This window comes from Vibrio sp. 1F263 (assembly GCF_041439035.1).
Taxonomy (GTDB): domain Bacteria; phylum Pseudomonadota; class Gammaproteobacteria; order Enterobacterales; family Vibrionaceae; genus Vibrio; species Vibrio tasmaniensis_A.
Genome location: NZ_JBGONI010000001.1, coordinates 79,200 through 97,638 on the forward strand (window position 1 = coordinate 79,200; position 18,439 = coordinate 97,638).

The 18,439-nt window shown below is 43.1% G+C and carries 15 protein-coding genes; 6 read left to right on the top strand and 9 right to left on the bottom strand.

Annotated elements, in window-relative coordinates; genetic code table 11:
* The first annotated feature begins 19 nt into the window (after positions 1 to 19).
* Positions 20 to 337, top strand: a complete 318-nt coding sequence (locus tag ACED25_RS00355; protein WP_009846350.1) for a DUF2007 domain-containing protein — start codon at positions 20 to 22, stop codon at positions 335 to 337.
* Between the two features lie 129 nt (positions 338 to 466).
* Here ACED25_RS00355 and ACED25_RS00360 read toward each other — a convergent pair whose 3' ends face one another.
* From ACED25_RS00360 to topA, 4 genes are all read right to left on the bottom strand, one after another.
* On the bottom strand, positions 467 to 1,264 hold the full coding sequence (locus ACED25_RS00360; RefSeq protein WP_009846349.1) for an alpha/beta fold hydrolase: 798 nt from the start codon (positions 1,262 to 1,264) through the stop codon (positions 467 to 469).
* 290 nt (positions 1,265 to 1,554) lie between these two features.
* Entirely contained in the window at positions 1,555 to 3,009 is a 1,455-nt protein-coding gene (gene glgA / locus ACED25_RS00365) for a glycogen synthase GlgA (protein WP_135383951.1), read from the bottom strand.
* The gene (glgC, locus tag ACED25_RS00370) at positions 2,999 to 4,228 is read right to left on the bottom strand and encodes a glucose-1-phosphate adenylyltransferase (RefSeq protein ID WP_080518005.1); all 1,230 of its coding nucleotides are present in this window, start codon (positions 4,226 to 4,228) and stop codon (positions 2,999 to 3,001) included. Before glgC ends, glgA begins: the two co-directional genes overlap by 11 nt.
* A 553-nt stretch (positions 4,229 to 4,781) precedes the next feature.
* Positions 4,782 to 7,412 carry a type I DNA topoisomerase gene (gene topA / locus ACED25_RS00375; RefSeq protein WP_012603610.1) on the bottom strand — a complete coding sequence of 877 codons (2,631 nt, stop codon included), beginning with the start codon at positions 7,410 to 7,412 and terminating at the stop codon, positions 4,782 to 4,784.
* Between the two features lie 439 nt (positions 7,413 to 7,851).
* On the opposite strand from topA, the gene ACED25_RS00380 reads away from it, so the two are divergent.
* On the top strand, positions 7,852 to 8,097 hold the full coding sequence (locus tag ACED25_RS00380) for a YciN family protein (RefSeq protein ID WP_009846345.1): 246 nt from the start codon (positions 7,852 to 7,854) through the stop codon (positions 8,095 to 8,097).
* Positions 8,098 to 8,175: 78 nt separating this feature from the next.
* Here the strand turns inward: ACED25_RS00380 and aroA are convergent, their stop codons facing one another.
* Both aroA and ACED25_RS00390 read right to left on the bottom strand, forming a co-directional pair.
* Positions 8,176 to 9,456 carry a 3-phosphoshikimate 1-carboxyvinyltransferase gene (aroA, locus tag ACED25_RS00385; RefSeq protein WP_371694402.1) on the bottom strand — a complete coding sequence of 427 codons (1,281 nt, stop codon included), beginning with the start codon at positions 9,454 to 9,456 and terminating at the stop codon, positions 8,176 to 8,178.
* Between the two features lie 162 nt (positions 9,457 to 9,618).
* Positions 9,619 to 10,074, bottom strand: a complete 456-nt coding sequence (locus ACED25_RS00390) for a glycine zipper 2TM domain-containing protein (protein WP_012603608.1) — start codon at positions 10,072 to 10,074, stop codon at positions 9,619 to 9,621.
* A 53-nt stretch (positions 10,075 to 10,127) separates the two neighbouring features.
* Here ACED25_RS00390 and aat point away from each other — a divergent pair, with 53 nt between their 5' ends.
* The 3 genes from aat to infA all read left to right on the top strand — a co-directional run bounded on the left by aat (position 10,128) and on the right by infA (position 11,836).
* Entirely contained in the window at positions 10,128 to 10,838 is a 711-nt protein-coding gene (aat, locus tag ACED25_RS00395) for a leucyl/phenylalanyl-tRNA--protein transferase (protein ID WP_017099938.1), read from the top strand.
* Entirely contained in the window at positions 10,838 to 11,536 is a 699-nt protein-coding gene (locus ACED25_RS00400; RefSeq protein WP_029223914.1) for an arginyltransferase, read from the top strand. The genes aat and ACED25_RS00400 overlap by 1 nt, the downstream gene beginning before the upstream one ends.
* Positions 11,537 to 11,617: 81 nt before the next feature.
* On the top strand, positions 11,618 to 11,836 hold the full coding sequence (gene infA, locus ACED25_RS00405) for a translation initiation factor IF-1 (protein ID WP_001040192.1): 219 nt from the start codon (positions 11,618 to 11,620) through the stop codon (positions 11,834 to 11,836).
* Between the two features lie 245 nt (positions 11,837 to 12,081).
* On the opposite strand, the gene clpA is transcribed toward infA, so the two are convergent.
* Positions 12,082 to 14,355, bottom strand: a complete 2,274-nt coding sequence (gene clpA / locus ACED25_RS00410) for an ATP-dependent Clp protease ATP-binding subunit ClpA (protein WP_012603605.1) — start codon at positions 14,353 to 14,355, stop codon at positions 12,082 to 12,084.
* A 39-nt stretch (positions 14,356 to 14,394) separates the two neighbouring features.
* Positions 14,395 to 14,715 carry an ATP-dependent Clp protease adapter ClpS gene (gene clpS, locus ACED25_RS00415; RefSeq protein WP_009846337.1) on the bottom strand — a complete coding sequence of 107 codons (321 nt, stop codon included), beginning with the start codon at positions 14,713 to 14,715 and terminating at the stop codon, positions 14,395 to 14,397.
* A gap of 589 nt (positions 14,716 to 15,304) precedes the next feature.
* Here clpS and cspD point away from each other — a divergent pair.
* Positions 15,305 to 15,526, top strand: a complete 222-nt coding sequence (cspD, locus tag ACED25_RS00420; RefSeq protein ID WP_009846336.1) for a cold shock domain-containing protein CspD — start codon at positions 15,305 to 15,307, stop codon at positions 15,524 to 15,526.
* Between the two features lie 366 nt (positions 15,527 to 15,892).
* Here the strand turns inward: cspD and ACED25_RS00425 are convergent, their stop codons facing one another.
* Positions 15,893 to 18,118: an NADP-dependent isocitrate dehydrogenase gene (locus ACED25_RS00425; protein ID WP_009846335.1), complete on the bottom strand. Its 2,226-nt coding sequence runs from the start codon at positions 18,116 to 18,118 to the stop codon at positions 15,893 to 15,895.
* Positions 18,119 to 18,439 lie beyond the last annotated feature (321 nt).

The window sequence follows — 18,439 nt, forward strand, 5'->3', positions numbered from 1 at the left end:
CAAATAAGGTTCTATTTCAATGAAAATCTTCAGTGCATCGAATCCGACAGAAGCTCATATCATCTGTGGATTGTTAGAAAGTGAGAATATTGCGTGTGAAGTCCGTGGTGAGGGTTTGTTTGGTTTAAAAGGTGAAATCCCATTTACCGAAGATACAGACCCTTACGTATGGTTATATGAGCCAGAACTCGCTAGTAAAGCCCGCACGATCGTCAATGACTACCAAAAACAGCAAGATTCGATCATCTATGAAGAGTGGCGTTGTGGTGAGTGTCATGAAATCAATGAAGCACAATTCGGGTCTTGTTGGCAGTGCGGCGCTGCTTCGCCTGAATAGCAAAGTTTCAGTTATTACAGACACGATTCGGTCAAATACCTCCTCCAAATAAAAACGGGAAGCTAAATTAGCTTCCCGTTTTTATTTTAATTCTATTGGATCATCGAGCCTGATAACCAACCCAGAGAATCACTGAATTTGCTTTTGGATAAAAGCGATAGATTGTTGATTGAATTCTTCAGGATTTTCTACATTACATACATGCCCACAGTTGGCAATTTCTACCAACTCGCTCGACTCGTGCGCTTCGACCATTTCTTTAACGGGTTTGATGAACATGTAATCGCGCTCGCCCATCAAATACAAAGTCGGAATCGGCAACTCCCTGTCTTTAAAGTATTTCATCAATGGGTTCACATCAGCCGTGAGGATAAACCAGCGCTTGAACTCTTTTTGGCACAGCTTTTTCGCTTCGCGGATAAACAGGTGACGTGATTCTTTCTGACTTTTTTGCGGCATCACAACATAAGCAAAAAGGCTGTATAGCCACATATAAGGAATGATGTGCTTACTCAGGTTTCCTAATTTGATTAAGACTTGAGATCGAGTGTTGAGTTTAGTGACAGCACCACCAAGCACCATCGAACGTACTCTGCTTGCCGCCAGTTCGGCCACGTTACGAACGATAATTGTACCCAAAGACATACCAACAAAGTGTGCGGATCGGATTTTTAGATGATCTAACACTTTAAGAATATCGAGCGTTACTGATTTGAACGTATAACGGTTCGAAATCAGATCTTTAAGTATGTTGTCTGATTTACCGTGCCCTCTCAAGTCAATGAGAAGCAAGTTGAAATGCTGTTTATACGCTTTGATCTGCTTAAACCAAATGGAGGAACTGCCCCCTGCGCCATGCACAAACACAACCCACTCATCACTCGTAGGGTGAGTAAATGTTTTATGAAATAATAAACTCTCAGACATACCTATCGCTTAATTTATTTATTTATTTATGGAGCTAAGCCTCATCACAAGGCGATGACTAAGGGTATCACGCAATTAAGAATTTTAAGTGATAATAGTGTCAAACCCAACACTAGTCATGTGAATACCTGACCACCTTTTCTACCTGACTAAAATGAGTTTGCAAGCTTTGTCTTTGAAAACGTGATGTGATCTGACCAGAAAAAAAAAGGCACTCTTTCAGCAGAGCGCCTTCTTTTATTATGAACAGTTGTTATTCAACAACTGTATTTTAAAGCTAAGTCAACAAGTTAAAATGCAGAATGGTACATCGCAAGATATTCTTCTGCCGCATCTTCCCAACTAAAATCTTGTTGCATCGCGTAAAGTTGAACGCGCTTAATTTCAGATGGATTTTGAGCATAAAGTAGTAATGAGCGATGTAATACCGCTAGTAATGCTTGCGGTGTTGGTTCTTCAAAAGCAAAGCCTGTTGCTATCTCGGGATCCTGATCGTAATCATTCACACTGTCCTTTAAACCACCAACAGAGCGCACAATAGGCAAAGTGCCGTAAGCCATGCTGTAGATTTGGTTCAAGCCACAAGGCTCAAATTCAGAAGGCATCAAGAAAAAATCAGAGCCCGCTTCAACCAAATGCGCTAGTTCATTATTGTAGGCTTCTACGAATGAGAACTTGTCTGAATGAAGTGCTGATAACTCTTTCAATTGACTCGCCAAAACCGGATCACCAGTACCGACAATCACGATCTGCAATTCGTTTTTCAAGAACTGCTCGATGACAGGCAGTAAGTAATGAACGCCTTTTTGGTTGGTCAAACGACAAACCATGCCATAAACCGCACAATCGGTAACGGGTAAACCAACATCTTGTTGCAGTTTTTGCTTACAAGCAGATTTTCCACGAGTCATGCTGTGTTTCGTTGCTTTGAATTTACGAGGAAGGGAAGCGTCTGTTTCCGGGTTCCAAGCTCCATAATCACAACCGTTGAGAATACCAAATAAGTCGGCCGAACGATGTTGGAACTCTGCTGCCATGCCATGGCTACCTAACTCCGTTTTCAGCTCTTCCGCATACGTTGGGCTTACTGCATTGACCTTATCGGCACACATCACCCCTGCTTTTAGCATGGTGACATGCGTGTCACTTACAGATGCTTCAGGCACATTGTAACTGTGCATCTCTGGCAGACATTGCAGTTCATCGTATGCGAACACCCCTTTGAAAACTGCATTGTGAATCGAGATAACACTGCGCGTATTTTCAAAGAATTCGTGTTGTTGATAACGTGATTTAAGCAAGAAAGGCACAAAGCCTGTGTGCCAGTCATTTGCATGAATGATATCAGGTTGGAACGCGAGCTTAGGAAGCATATCCAAACAAGCCGTACTGAAGAACGAAAAGCGCTCTCCGTTATCAGCATACGCTTGATTGTTCTCTGCGTACATTTCAGGACGGTCAAAATACTTGTCACATTCAATAGCGAAGATTTGAACACCTTCGACACTCAACTTTTTGACTTGATAAGCAGTATGAGGCCAATAATCGAGCTCGGTCGACAAAATCACTTCAGCTGAATCAATGTTTGGAATGTTTCTATAAGCAGGGATGGTCACTCGAACATCTTGTTCGAGTGTTTGTAACGCTTTTGGCAGTGCCTTGGCTACATCAGCCAAGCCACCACTTTTAATCAAGCCTTCAACTTCAGACGCTACAAAAAGTACCGAGAGAGTCTTAGTAACCAACTCGAGCTCCTTTGGAAATAACTACTACACCATCGTCAGAGACATGGTAATGCTTTTTATCTTCTTTCAGATTTACGCCAATCTGTGTTCCAGGTGCGATATCTGCATCTTTATCGACGATGACACGACGAAGTACGCAACCTTCACCCACTTTCACATCACCGAGTAAGATACTCTCACTAATATCACACGCTGATGCGATATTACTGCGGAAACCCAATACACACTTCTCAATGCGAGAGCCACGTACATAGCTGCCGTTACACACTAAGCTATCGATGATCTGAACACGGCCGTTTGCCGAATCAGTAAACGTAGCCGGCGGTAGTGGCGGATAGTATGTATGTAGTGGCCACTTGCGGTTGTATAGCGAGAATGGCGCATCTTTCTCAAGAAGATCCATATGAGCTTGCCAGTACGCGTCAATCGTACCTACATCGCGCCAATAAACTTCTTCTTTCTCACCAGTAATACGGTTAGTACTGAAGTCATAAACAAACACATCACCACGCGGAACCATGTTTGGAATGATGTCTTTTCCGAAATCATGTGTCGAGTCTTCTTTATCTGCATCTTCAACAAGTTCTGCGAACAACTCGTTAGCTTCAAATACGTAGTTACCCATAGACACAAGCGCAGACTCCGGGTCACCTGGAATTGGTTTCGGGTTAGCCGGTTTCTCTTCAAAACCAATCATACGTCCTTCAGCATCCACTTCGATAACGCCGAATTCAGATGCTTCAGCAAGCGGCATACGCAATGCAGAAACGGTTAAAGCCGCTTTCTTCTCTTTATGGAAATCAAGCATCTGCTTAATGTCCATTTTGTAAATATGATCTGATCCAAAAATACAAACTTGATCAGGTTCTTCCAACTGCATGAAGCGAAGGTTTTGATAAATAGCATCTGCAGTACCTTCATACCAACGCTTACCTGTACGCATTTGCGCAGGGATTGGGTCGATAAAACGGTCTGTTATACCACTGATATTCCAACCTTTTTTCATGTGATGGAACAGTGATTGTGACTTAAACTGTGTTAATACGTAGATCTTCATTAGATCAGCATTAACGAAGTTATTCAGAGCAAAATCAATTAAGCGGTAACTACCACCGAAAGGAACCGAGGGTTTGCTGCGAGATTCAGTTAAAGGTCTTAAGCGAGAGCCTTCACCACCAGCAAGAATCATTCCTAATACACCAGCCATTTTATTCTCCATATATTTATAGCTTGTCGATGTTAGTGCTCTAAGAGGTATCTTCCTCTGGGGGATGAGCACCAACACTTATTTCGGTACTTAACGAATATCCATTCACATGCAGTGAAAATATCCTAAGCCAAACGTTGTTAAGTGTGCACTATTGTTTGCACTTGGTTTTATATACGTTATCGACTTTCCGGTCGATTTCAATTTTTAATACGCCATTCTGTGTTATGTAAGCCGATTGCTTTCCTAAGACTTAAAGCAGCTCACATTACACTGTTTTTATGAAACATTAAGTTAACACTCGGAATACATCAGGTATACAACTAAAACCTGATCTGTGACTTACAATATTTTAATTAAGTTACAATCACGTTAAGGTTGCATAATTAAAGATTATTATCCATTTCATTTATTTCATGACCTGAATTTAACAAATAGACACAGGTAAGGCCGACGATCGAGAGACAGCATAATTAGTCATATTCAGATCAAAAAAAAGCAGCCTAATGGCTGCTTTTTTCATCAATAAAATGTCAACCCATATCAGATCGGGTCACACATTCAGTTACTTCTCTTTAGGCTTTTTACGTTTATCCGTAACTTCCCACTTACCGTCGATGTACAAAGCGGTCCAACCTGAAGGTTTACCGTCCACTTCGGTACGAACGTAGTTTTCTTTTGTCTTACGACTAAAACGAACTACTGTCGGCTTGCCATCAGGATCAGCAACCGGTGCTGATGCCAGATACTGGAATTTAGGTGAAATACGGTCTTTAAAACGAACCAGCTCTTCCACTAATGGTGCACGTGTTTCACGTGATTTAGGGAAATTACTCGCGGCCATAAACAAACCAGAAGCCCCATCACGAAGTACGAAGTATGCATCTGAATTTTCACATGGGAGTTCAGGGAAATGCACTGGGTCTTCTTTAGGTGGCGCTACTTCGCCATTCTTCAGAATCTTACGAGTGTTCTTACAATCTTCACTCGTACAGTCCATGTATTTACCGAAACGACCATTCTTCAAAACCATGTCAGAACTACATTTGTCACACTCAACAAGCGGACCATCATAGCCTTTCACTTTGAATTCGCCGTGTTCAACCACATAACCTTCACAGTTAGGGTTGTTACCACACACATGCATCTTACGCTTATCATCGATCAGATAAGCATCCATTGCCGTTTCACAAATCGGACAACGCTTTTTCGCTCGAAGTGCTGCGGTTTCAACGTCTTCTTCAAGAACGTTGATAATACCGTCTTCATCACCAAGGTTAATGGTTGTCTTACAGCGCTCTTTTGGTGGAAGTGCATAACCAGAACAACCTAGGAATACGCCAGTCGAAGCTGTACGAATACCCATTTTACGGCTACAAGTTGGACACTCAATATCGGTTTCAACGATATGATTTGGCTTCATGCCACCAGCGTCTTCATCTAAATCGGCTTTTTCCAAATCGCCTGTAAAGTCTTCGAAGAAGTTATCTAGCACGCCTTTCCAGCTTGCTTCGCCTTCTGCAATTTGGTCTAACTTCTGCTCCATACGAGCCGTAAAGTCATAGTTCATTAGGTCATTGAAGCTGCCATCTAGACGGTCAGTAACAATTTCACCCATCTTCTCAGCATAAAAACGACGCTGTTCAACTTTTACATAACCACGGTCTTGAATCGTAGAGATGATTGATGCGTACGTTGAAGGACGACCAATACCACGCTTCTCAAGCTCTTTAACTAGCGCCGCTTCAGTAAAACGGGCTGGCGGCTTAGTGAAGTGCTGTTTAGGGTCTAATGCGATTAGGTCTAGCTTTTCACCAACCTGTACAGCAGGAAGAATAGTATCTTCATTTTTACCCATTGGACGTTGAACGCGAGTCCAACCATCAAATTTAAGAATACGACCTTTCGCTTTTAACGTGTACTCATCCGCTTTAACGCTTACCGTCGTTGAATCGTACTGCGCAGGTGTCATTTGACATGCAACAAATTGATTCCAAATCAGCGAGTAAAGCTTATGTGCGTCTGCGTCTACGCCGTTTAGGTCTTCAGACTTAACATCTACACTTGAAGGACGAATCGCTTCGTGAGCCTCTTGTGCGCCCTCTTTGCTGCCGTATACAAGCGCTTTCGGTGGAAGATATTGTGCACCAAACTCAGAACCAATGTATTCACGTGCGGCTTCTACAGCTTCTGAACTCAAGTTGGTCGAGTCAGTACGCATATAAGTGATGTAACCCGCTTCATACAAACGTTGAGCCAACATCATGGTTTTCTTTACGCCGTAACCAAGACGTGTGCTCGCCGCTTGTTGCAGAGTCGACGTGATGTAAGGTGCAGACGGCTTACTCTTAGTTGGGCGGTCTTCACGTTTACATACTTCGTATTGCGCTTTTTCTAAAACGCTTACTGCAGCTTGTGTTTGCGCTTCATTATCAGGTTTAAACGCAACACCGTCTTTTTGAGCGACTTGCAGTCTGAAATCTGTTTTCTCTGCCGTTTTGGTATCAGCATGCACATCCCAGAACTCTTCAGGGATAAAAGCGTTGATCTCGCGCTCACGTTCAACCAGTAGTTTTACAGCTACAGATTGAACACGGCCAGCGGATAGGCCTCGTGCTACTTTTTTCCAAAGCAGTGGTGACACCATAAAGCCAACAACACGGTCCATAAAACGTCGTGCTTGTTGTGCGTTTACGCCGTCGATATTTAGCTCGCCTGGAGTTTCGAAAGCTTGCTGAATAGCATTTTTAGTGATTTCGTTAAAAACCACTCGTTTGTATCGCGTTTCATCACCACCGATGATCTCACGAAGGTGCCATGCGATAGCCTCTCCTTCGCGGTCCAAATCGGTTGCGAGATAAACATGGTCTGCGTTCTCAGCCAGTTTTTGCAATTCAGCAACGACTTTTTCTTTGCCCGGTAAGATTTGGTAATTCGCTTCCCACTCTTGATAAGGGTTGATACCCATCTTTTTAATAAGCGCTTTGCGATCTTTTTCTTTCTTGATACGAGCTTTATCTTCTGGGCTCATACCCTTGGTTGAAACTGCAGCAGCCTTTTGACCTGTACTTTGACCCGCCGTTGGTAAATCACGAACGTGACCTACACTCGACTTAACGACAAAGTCTTTGCCAAGATATTTATTGATAGTTTTAGCCTTGGCTGGCGACTCCACTATAACGAGCGATTTACCCATATTGACTCTAACGTCCTTAATCACGATGCTTCAACACCAACAATTTTACTTGTGGGCTTTTACGCATGATATTCTAAATTCATTGCTTCTTTTTTTACTATTGTGCGAGATTACTAGAAGATCAACCGCTTTTTTCAAAATTGGATCTGATCGCTCGACAATTCGACGACTCATAGAGAAAAGAGTCACAATACAAAGAAGCTATAAAGTACTCACTAAGAATACTTGCAAGAGCCTATTCATCAGGCATTACGTCTAAACGCGCTCATACTAAGCTTGTCGGCGAATCTAACGCGAGCCCCATTCAATTATTTTTGTCATAAATCACAAAATAAATTGTGGATGTTTGAAAAGACTCTCTTAATCGGTTGTGAAATCATTGAATTTCTAGTTCGACACCATAAACTCAACGTTATATTCAGTTATCAGAGATAAACTCATGACAAAGAAAGTAATAGCAGAATTTGATTTACTGCTTATCGCAAACCAAATTATCCAATCACATGATGACTACATTGAAGGCATGCGCGCAAACAGCGTAGTAGAAAAAGACGATGTACTCATTTTCAAAGGTGAATACTTCTTAGACAACAACGGAATGCCGACAGAAAATACAACCGCGGTATTTAACATGTTTAAGTACTTGGCGCATCACCTTTCGAAAGAATTTACAATTCAGCAATAATTAAAAAGCTTGCCATCTAGGCAAGCTTTTTTGTTCCTGGACCTTTATATACTTATCATTTTTATAGACTTAGTATTTTTATAGACTCAGCATTTTCAGCTTATCGAAGTAGTCAGGGAATGTCTTGGATGTACAACCTGGATCATTGATCGTCACCGGGGTGTCACTCAAAGCAACCAATGAGAAACACATCGCCATGCGGTGATCATCGTAAGTATCAATCGCCGCGTGCGTCAGTTCAGCCACAGGGTTAACAATGATGTAGTCTTCACCCTCTTCCACCTCAGCGCCTACTTTACGTAGTTCTGTTGCCATTGCCGCTAAGCGATCCGTCTCTTTCACACGCCAGTTGTAAACATTGCGGATTACGGTTGTTCCTTTAGCAAACAGAGCCGTTGTCGCAATTGTCATCGCCGCATCTGGAATATGGTTATAGTCCATATCAATGCCTTTTAGCTCACCACAACGAGAGATAACGTAGTCATCACCCCACTCGATTTCAGCACCCATTTTCTCAAGTGCATCAGCGAATTGGATATCACCTTGGATACTGTTTTTGCCAATACCTGTCACTTTAATCTCGCCACCTTTGATAGCAGCGGCTGCAAGGAAATATGACGCAGATGATGCATCACCTTCAACCAAGAAATCACCGGGTGCTGTGTAAAATTGCCCAGTTGGAATCACAAATTCTTGGTAGTCATTGTTGATAACATCCACACCAAATTGCTTCATGATATGCAGCGTAATATCGATGTAAGGCTTAGAAACCAATTCACCCTCGATTTTGATGGTCACTTCGCCTTCAGCTAAAGGTGCAGCCATCAAAAATGCCGTCAAGAATTGACTAGAGATAGAACCGTCGATAGAAACCGTACCACTCTTCAGACCGGTACCTGTGATCTTCAATGGTGGATAGTTTTCGTTTTCTAAGTATTCAACGTCGGCACCGGCTTCTCTCAGTGCAGTCACTAAGTGACCAATTGGACGCTCTTTCATACGTGGTTCACCAGTAAGAACGTATTCACCGCGACCTAAACAAAGTGCAGCAGCCAATGGACGCATTGCTGTACCCGCGTTACCTAAGAAAAGCTCTAGGGCTTTGTCACTTGAAAATGCACCACCAACACCTGTCACTTCACAAACTGTTTTGTCTGCAGACAACTGATAATCAACACCTAACTGTGTCAATGCATTCAACATATGACGAATGTCATCACTGTCTAGTAAGTTTGTTAGGCGAGTTGTTCCCGTTGAAAGTGCAGCCAAAAGAAGCGCACGATTAGAAACACTTTTTGAGCCAGGTAGGTTAACTTCCCCGCTCACTTTCTGAATTGGTTGTAACGTAAGGCTTTCCATTAGTTCTTATAGTCCTTGTACCACCCGAAGTCACTGGCGCGTATTTATTTTCGGGTGATGAATAATTCTTCGTACTTGCAGACTAACGAACTTTTCCAACGAACTCCAGAGCTAATCCCCTCGATAAAGGCGATTAATTAGCCAACCAAACACATTTACATACTAGTACGCTAGATCAACTCGAACGCCATCTGAAAAATAGAGAATCCGCACATCATCACCTCTATTGAACAACATCGAATTGTCAACGTCTTGAATGATGTTAACCAGATTGTCATCCTTGGTTTTAACCAATAATTCAACAAGTTTATATTCCACCCGATATTGCGTATTGCCGCGATTACGAGCGATCCCCGCCCCCGCTACAGCACCAACCGCCGTTGCGACTTCTTTACCTGTGCCGCCACCAAACTGATTACCAACCAAACCACCAATTGCCGCACCCAACAAGGTTTCCCAACCATTCGCTTTCGACTCTACGATCTCCTGTTGGGTAATGTACCTGACCGTATCAACCTCACCGTAAACGACCTCATTCACTGGTCTGGCTTGGTTTCTGTTGTAAGCTGCATTTGCCAACATGGGCAAAACAAGTAAAATCCAAAGCAACTTCTTCATGGTAAAACTCCTAAAGACCTCTTGGTCAGTGATTAATCTGTAATGCGGTACTTATGACTATATACCTAACCGAACTTGATACTACCAGTATAGAGTTTCCTTCGCCCTTCGACGCGCTTGATGAACCCAACGGTCTACTCGCGTTCGGTGGTGATTTGTCACCCATACGAATTCTGAACGCTTATAGCCAAGGTATATTTCCATGGTATGGCCCAGGAGAGCCTATACTTTGGTGGAGCCCTGCACCGCGAGCGGTATTTAATCCTAAGACATTCGAACCATCAAAAAGTCTTAAAAAATTTCAAAGAAAGCATAATTACCGTGTCAGCATCAACCAAGCGACGGACAGAATAATTGGTTATTGCTCTTCACTGAGACCCGAAGAGGAAACTTGGTTAAACAATGACATGCAAGCAGCCTACCGTGAACTCGCTTCATTAGGGTTCTGCCACTCTGTTGAGGTTTGGCAAGATGACGAGCTGATTGGCGGGCTTTATGGGTTACAAAGAGGCCAAGTCTTTTGCGGTGAATCGATGTTCAGCCTGAAGACTAATGCCTCTAAAATTGCGCTATGGTACTTTTGTGAGCACTTTACACAATTCGGCGGACAACTCATTGATTGCCAAGTCATGAACCCACACTTGGAATCCTTGGGCGCTATCGAGGTTGATAGGGATGAATTCCTGAGTTCTCTTCGATTACTCAAAGAAACGTCCGTTAACGATGCATGTTTTAAAAAACAATGGCTAAAGGAAATGCCTTAATGAATCCAGATTTACAACAAATCAGAATTGGATTAACAGACAATCACGCTTGCAGTTACTTACCCCATCTCGAAGAAAGAGTGGCAGTCACGCTTGATGAACACATGCACACCGCAGATAACTATGAAGTTCTACTTGCGAATGGATTTCGCCGCAGTGGAACAACCATTTATAAACCACATTGCGATAATTGCTCATCGTGCCAAGCGATTCGACTGTCAATTCCCGAGGTCAAGTTTTCCAAGAGCCAACGACGAATACTCAACAAGGCCAAAGCGCTGCGTTGGGAGCTGAAAGATGAAATGGATGACAACTGGTTTGACTTGTATAGCCGCTATATAACCGCTCGCCACCGTTCGGGAACCATGTATCCACCGAAGAAAGAAGAGTTTCTGCATTTCTCTAAAAATGAATGGCTTGCTACAAAGTTCATGCACATCTATGATGAGGGGCAGTTAGTCGGCATTGCCGTTACAGACATCATGTCTCACTGTACGAGCGCGTTTTATACCTTCTTCGACCCTGATATCGACATTTCCATGGGAACTCTTGGCGTTCTATTCCAGATCCAACATGCCCAGAAAGAACAAAAACAATGGTTATATTTGGGTTATCAAATCGATGAATGCCCTGCGATGAACTATAAAGTACGATTTCAACGTCATCAAAGGCTAGTAAATCAGCGGTGGCGAGGGTAGAATACGCGACAACTTTACATATTTTGATTTTAACGGCACAATCAAGCCGTTGAAAACCGCCAAATTTCGAAAGAGGATTAGATGGCTAAAGAAGACGTAATCGAGATGCAAGGCACTGTCCTTGATACTCTACCAAACACAATGTTCCGTGTTGAGCTTGAAAACGGTCACGTAGTGACAGCACACATCTCTGGTAAAATGCGTAAGAACTACATCCGTATTCTTACTGGTGATAAAGTAACTGTTGAGATGACTCCATACGACCTTTCTAAAGGCCGCATCGTCTTCCGTGCTCGTTAATTTTTAATTACCGAATACGATAAGAAGCGGAGCCCTCAAGGCTCCGTTTTTTATCGCCTGAACTTTTTACCACTCCAACAACACCAACCTCGCATCTAGCATCTAGCATCTAGCATCTAGCATCTAGCATCTAGCATCTAGCATCTAGCAAGCATAAAAAAACGCACAACCGAAGTCATGCGTTTAATATCGTGATTAACTGTACTCAGTGCTCTTTATAAGCCGTTAGTGTTTAAGGAGTATGCCTAATGCATAACCTCTTCTTTCGCACCAACATAGATGAAATCCAGTTCGTCTTTTTTCAGAGATACTTTAACCGTACCGCCGTCAACCAAGCTCCCGAACAGCAACTCATTAGCAAGAGGCTTTTTAAGCTTCTCTTGAATCACACGTCCCATCGGACGAGCGCCCATGGTCTTGTCATAGCCTCTTTCAGCTAACCAATGACGAGCGTCCTCAGAAACCTCTAAAGATACACCACGAGCGTCCAGTTGGACCTGAAGCTCAACAATGAACTTATCAACAACTTGACTGATCACACTTGGATCAAGGCTGTTGAACCAGATGATATTATCAAGACGGTTACGGAACTCTGGTGTAAATACCTTCTTGATTTCACTCATTGCGTCTGGCGCATGATCTTGTTGGATCAAACCGATCGATTTCTTCTCGGTTTCTGCGACACCAGCGTTGGTCGTCATCACTAGGATCACATTGCGGAAATCTGCTTTGCGACCGTTGTTGTCGGTTAGCGTGCCGTTGTCCATCACCTGTAATAACAAGTTAAAGATATCTGGGTGTGCCTTCTCGATCTCATCAAGTAACACAACAGAGTGCGGATTCTTGATTACTGCATCAGTGAGTAGACCACCTTGATCATAACCAACATAACCTGGAGGAGCACCGATCAAGCGGCTTACCGAGTGACGCTCACCGTACTCAGACATATCAAAGCGCAGAAGCTCAATACCCATCAATTTAGACAGTTGAACAGTCACCTCTGTTTTACCGACACCAGTAGGGCCAGCAAACAAGAATGAACCAACAGGTTTATTGTCTGCTCCCAACCCTGCACGAGTTAGCTTGATCGCTTCGCTCAATACATCGATCGCTGGGTCTTGTCCGAATACCAACATTTTCATGCGGTCATCCAGTTTCTGCAGCGTGTCTTTGTCTGAAGATGATACTGACTTTTCAGGAATACGAGCCATTTTCGCAACCATCGACTCGATATCAGCCACGCTCACTGTCTTCTTACGACGACTTGCTGGTGCCAAACGACTACGAGCACCCGCTTCATCGATAACGTCAATCGCCTTATCTGGAAGGTGACGTTCATTAATATACTTAGCAGACAACTCCACAGCGGCACGTAACGCTTTGTTGGTGTAACGTACTTCGTGGTGAGCTTCGTATTTTGGCTTCAAGCCAATCAGAATTTTGGTTGTATCATCTAGCGATGGTTCAACAATATCAATTTTCTGGAAGCGACGAGATAAAGCACGCTCCTTCTCAAAAATACTGCTGTACTCTTGGTAAGTGGTTGAGCCAATACAACGTAATTTACCGCTGCTTAATAGCGGTTTAATTAGGTTTGCCGCATCCACCTGACCACCCGATGCTGCACCCGCACCAATAATGGTATGGATCTCATCGATGAACAGGATAGCGTCTTCTTCTTTCTCGAGTTGCTTCAGAATCGCTTTAAAGCGCTTCTCAAAGTCACCACGATATTTCGTTCCCGCAAGCAATGAACCAATATCCAAAGAGTAAATCACGCTACTCTGAATGATTTCAGGGACTTGGCCTTCAACGATGCGCCATGCAAGACCTTCAGCGATAGCAGTTTTACCCACACCCGCCTCTCCCACTAATAGAGGGTTGTTCTTACGACGACGACACAGAACTTGAACGGTACGTTCTAGCTCTTTGTCACGACCGATTAGTGGGTCAATGTTACCTTGCTTCGCTACTTCGTTAAGGTTGGTCGCAAAATTTTCTAGACGATCTTCTGAGTTAGCTTCTTCGGCATTCTCTGCACCACCAAATGAATCAGGAGATGAACCGCTATCGCCTTCATTGCTGCCTTTGGTAATACCGTGTGAAATAAAATTCACTATGTCTAAGCGGCTGATGTCGTTTTTCTTAAGAAGATACGCCGCGTGAGATTCTTGCTCACTAAAAATAGCCACAAGTACATTTGCACCTGTTACTTCGCTGCGACCTGAAGATTGAACATGAAAAACAGCGCGCTGAAGTACTCGTTGAAAGCTCAGCGTGGGCTGGGTTTCACGAGTCTCGTCGCTTTCAGGGATAAGTGGGGTCGTTTGATCGATAAAAATATCGAGCTCATTGCGAAGAGCATCGAGATCAGCCTGACAAGCTTGGAGCGCTTCCTTGGCCGCATCATTTTCTAATAATGCTAGTAGGAGGTGTTCGACAGTCATGAATTCATGTCGCTTGTCTCGCGCACGAGAAAATGCGCCATTTAAACTCGTCTCTAATTCTTTATTTAGCATAAGTACCTCCTAAGGGAACAACAGTGTTGTTCGAGCAATTTACACTTGCTCCATTGTACATAGTAGCGGATGCTCATTTTCCTTTGAGTACATCGTTACCTGCGCTACCTTTGTTTCCGCTATTTCAGCACTGTATGTGCCGCAAATAGCTTTACCTTCATAATGAACCTTGAGCATCACTTCCGTTGCTTTTTCGATATCTAGTGAGAAAAATCGCTCTAGGATCTCGATTACAAAGTCCATGGGCGTGTAGTCATCGTTATGTAATACAACGTTATACATTGCCGGTGGCTTTACTTTCGTTCTCTCTTTCTCCAGTAAATCTGAGCCTGGAGATGCCCATTCAAAGTTTCTGCTCATATTAGCTTTGCTAAGGGTTATTTTTCGGAAGTCGTGAATGTTTAGTTAACTCAAATTTACCACATTCACGCATTACGGTGTACTAAGAAACTGCACCAAGAAACAGTACCAAAAAATATTCCTCTATACTGAGCCTAATCCACCATTTCCATCGCTGCAAATAAAAGATCTCGATTAACAGGATTAACATATGTGATTGATTAAAAAGACACCACAACTATTGATGGTGACGATAAGATCGTCGTTAAGTTACTATTTAGTTAATAGTATGCAGCCAATCTCGAATGTGATTTGTTATTAAAATTGATCATTTTTATACCAATTTGCTATTGACTGTACTCAATCATTAGCTACATTGGAGCTAAAAGGTTTTTCTGATACAACTTCGTAACACGATTCTAAACCTAGTAATAAGCGTTAAAAATTTATAATAAGGAATAATTACGCAGGGTAGCGTTAATTTCCGTAAGCAATGTATGAGATTCAAGCTATCAGCTGAAATTGTTTAGTTGATAGGAATAATATCAATCGAACTTACATTGATTTGATATAACAACGTTAGTAACAAAATGCATGAGGGATGTATAGCATGGCTACAGGTACAGTAAAATGGTTTAACAATGCCAAAGGGTTTGGTTTTATTTGTCCAGAAGGTGAAGATGGCGATATTTTCGCGCACTACTCCACAATACAAATGGAAGGTTATCGAACCTTAAAGGCAGGTCAACAGGTCGATTATGAAGTAGAAAGTGGACCTAAAGGCTCCCATGCTAGCTCCGTTGTTCCTGTAGAAGGCAGCGCCGTAAAATAGGCGATTGACAAACATGTAGACCTCTATCAGTCTTAATAAACGACTGTCAGGTAAGCAGAACATTGAAACCGCTCATTTCATACCTGTAATACAGGCTTAAATGGGCGGTTTTTCGATCTGAGAGCTAAAAGCTATTCACCAGTACAAATCGTCCGAGAGATCCCTTTAGCAGGTCTGGGTCTAGGTCTAGGTCTAGGTCTAGGTCTAGGTCTAGGTCTAGGTCTAGGAAGCATTATGAATAAAAAAAGACGCTTTAACGTTATCGTTAAAGCGTCTTTCGTTTTGACTTTATCTGTGACTTAACTGCCAGACCAAGCAACTCGTTAGTAAATCATGTTCATGACTTACTAACGATGAGTCCAATCACTATGCGTCAATAAATGCGTTTAGCGTTGAGCTTGGGCGCATTAGTGATGAAACCAATGCATCATCAAGTAGGTAATAACCACCTAAGTCGCCAGCTGGACCTTGAGCGTTATTCAGCTCAGCAACAATAGCTTCTTCACTTTCAGCCAATTGAGTTGCAACACCTGCGAACTCAGCAGCAAGGTCAGCATCAACCGTTTGCTCAGCCAGCGCTTTCGCCCAGTATGCTGCAAGATAGTAGTGGCTACCACGGTTATCAAGCTCACCCACTCGACGTGAAGGAGACTTGTTGTTATCTAGGAATTCACCCGTCGCTTTATCAAGCGCGTCAGCGAGAACTTGTGCCTTAGCATTCCCCGTTACTACGCTTAGGTGCTCTAGAGATGCCGCTAGTGCCAAGAACTCACCAAGAGAATCCCAACGCAGATGGTTTTCTTTCTCTACTTGTTGAACGTGCTTAGGAGCAGAGCCGCCAGCACCTGTTTCAAACAGGCCGCCACCGTTCATAAGTGGAACAATCGATAGCATTTTAGCTGACGTACCAAGCTCTAGAATCGGGAACAAATCCGTTAGGTAATCACGTAATACGTTACCTGTAACCGAAATAGTATCTAGGCCTTCTTTGATACGAACCAGTGAATACTGAGTTGCTTCTAAAGGAGCAAGGATCTTAATTTCAAGACCATCGGTATCATATTCAGGAAGGTAAGCGTCAACTTTCTTAATAAGCTGAGCATCATGCGCACGAGACGCGTCTAGCCAGAATACTGCAGGAACACCCGAAGCACGAGCACGAGTTACCGCTAGCTTAACCCAGTCTTGAATTGGTGCATCTTTAACCTGACACATACGGAAGATATCGCCTTCCTCTACGTCTTGCTCTAGAAGCACAACGCCTGAAGCGTCAACAACTTGAACCTGACCAGCAGCTTCAAGGATAAAAGTCTTATCGTGAGAACCGTACTCTTCGGCTTTTTGAGCCATCAAGCCAACGTTTGGTACACTACCCATTGTTGTTGGATCGAAAGCACCATTCTCTTTGCAGAAATCAATAACTGCTTGGTAGATGCTTGCGTAGCTGCGATCAGGGATCATAGCTTTCGTGTCTTTTTGCTTACCTTCTGGATCCCACATTTGACCTGAAGAACGCAGCATTGCAGGCATAGATGCATCAACAATGATGTCGCTTGGAACGTGCAGGTTAGTAATGCCGCGATCCGAATCAACCATCGCTAGTGGTGGTTGAGTCTCGTATACCGCTTGTAGGTCAGCTTCAATCGCTTCTTTCTGCTCTTGAGGAAGCGCAGCAATTTTTGCGTAGACATCGCCGATGCCGTTGTTTACATCAACACCAAGCTCTTCAAACAGTTGACCGTGCTTAGCGAATACGTCTTTGTAGTAAACCTTAACTGCATGACCAAAGATCACAGGGTCAGATACTTTCATCATCGTCGCTTTCATGTGAAGAGAAAGCAGTACACCTTGCTCTTTAGCTGATGCAATCTCTTTCTCGAAGAACGCAACCAAAGCAGCTTTGTTCATCACTGACGCATCAATGATCTCTTTATCTTGCAATGCAAAAGCGGGCTTCAGAGTTTTCTTCGCACCATCTTTACCAACGAATTCAATGCTAACTTCTGTAGCACCTTCAATTGTTACTGACTTTTCGCTGCCGAAGAAGTCTTTGTCGTCCATACTTGAAACGTGCGACTTAGAATCCGCAGACCAAGCACCCATTGAGTGTGGGTTCTTCTTCGCGTAGTTTTTAACAGAAAGTGGAGCGCGGCGATCCGAGTTACCTTCACGTAACACAGGGTTTACAGCACTGCCTTTGATTTTATCGTAAGTCGCTTTAACGGCTTTCTCTTCGTCAGTGTTTGCTTCTTCTGGGTAATTAGGAAGTGCGTAACCTTTTGACTGAAGCTCTTTGATTGTTGCTTGAAGTTGAGGAACAGATGCAGAGATGTTTGGAAGCTTGATGATGTTCGCTTCTGGTGTCTTAGCCAATTCACCAAGTTCTGCTAATGCATCACCAATACGTTGCTCTTCGTTCAGGTAGTCAGGGAAGTTGGCAATAATGCGCCCTGCAAGTGAAATGTCGCGAGTATCAACGTTAATACCAGAAGAAGCCGTAAAAGATTGAATGATAGGCAGCAGAGAGTAAGTTGCTAGCGCCGGAGCTTCGTCAGTAATGGTATAGATGATCGTTGGTTTTTCAGTAGGCATGAAATTTCCCTATAGTTCTTACAAGCTCACTTAAAGCAGTGAGAGTGTTATAAATTGACCAGTAAGCCACTCTGAGAGTGAAAACTGCTTACTCGATAGTCGTACTCTATCTTATTTTTCATGCAATCTTGATGACAGCATGAGCCAAATCCGTGAGTGCATTGTTTTAATAAAAGAGCCAGTTATAATAAAACACGAAGGTATAATTAAACAAATCAGGCTTAAGAGTCCATCAACTTGTTCTATTTTGTGTCTTTTAGGCGCGCAAATGATAGCTCAATTCCGTTTCTATGAAAACTTTTCAGCACACTTCGTTTACAT

Excerpts from the sequence above, each read along its gene's own strand:
- ACED25_RS00355 (WP_009846350.1), top strand. The coding sequence starts at position 20 with ATGAAAATCTTCAGTGCATCGAATCCGACAGAAGCTCATATCATCTGT.
- ACED25_RS00360 (WP_009846349.1), bottom strand. The coding sequence starts at position 1,264 with ATGTCTGAGAGTTTATTATTTCATAAAACATTTACTCACCCTACGAGT.
- glgC (WP_080518005.1), bottom strand. The coding sequence starts at position 4,228 with ATGGAGAATAAAATGGCTGGTGTATTAGGAATGATTCTTGCTGGTGGT.
- topA (WP_012603610.1), bottom strand. The coding sequence starts at position 7,412 with ATGGGTAAATCGCTCGTTATAGTGGAGTCGCCAGCCAAGGCTAAAACT.
- ACED25_RS00380 (WP_009846345.1), top strand. The coding sequence starts at position 7,852 with ATGACAAAGAAAGTAATAGCAGAATTTGATTTACTGCTTATCGCAAAC.
- aroA (WP_371694402.1), bottom strand. The coding sequence starts at position 9,456 with ATGGAAAGCCTTACGTTACAACCAATTCAGAAAGTGAGCGGGGAAGTT.
- ACED25_RS00390 (WP_012603608.1), bottom strand. The coding sequence starts at position 10,074 with ATGAAGAAGTTGCTTTGGATTTTACTTGTTTTGCCCATGTTGGCAAAT.
- aat (WP_017099938.1), top strand. The coding sequence starts at position 10,128 with ATGACTATATACCTAACCGAACTTGATACTACCAGTATAGAGTTTCCT.
- ACED25_RS00400 (WP_029223914.1), top strand. The coding sequence starts at position 10,838 with ATGAATCCAGATTTACAACAAATCAGAATTGGATTAACAGACAATCAC.
- infA (WP_001040192.1), top strand. The coding sequence starts at position 11,618 with ATGGCTAAAGAAGACGTAATCGAGATGCAAGGCACTGTCCTTGATACT.
- clpA (WP_012603605.1), bottom strand. The coding sequence starts at position 14,355 with ATGCTAAATAAAGAATTAGAGACGAGTTTAAATGGCGCATTTTCTCGT.
- clpS (WP_009846337.1), bottom strand. The coding sequence starts at position 14,715 with ATGAGCAGAAACTTTGAATGGGCATCTCCAGGCTCAGATTTACTGGAG.
- cspD (WP_009846336.1), top strand. The coding sequence starts at position 15,305 with ATGGCTACAGGTACAGTAAAATGGTTTAACAATGCCAAAGGGTTTGGT.
- ACED25_RS00425 (WP_009846335.1), bottom strand. The coding sequence starts at position 18,118 with ATGCCTACTGAAAAACCAACGATCATCTATACCATTACTGACGAAGCT.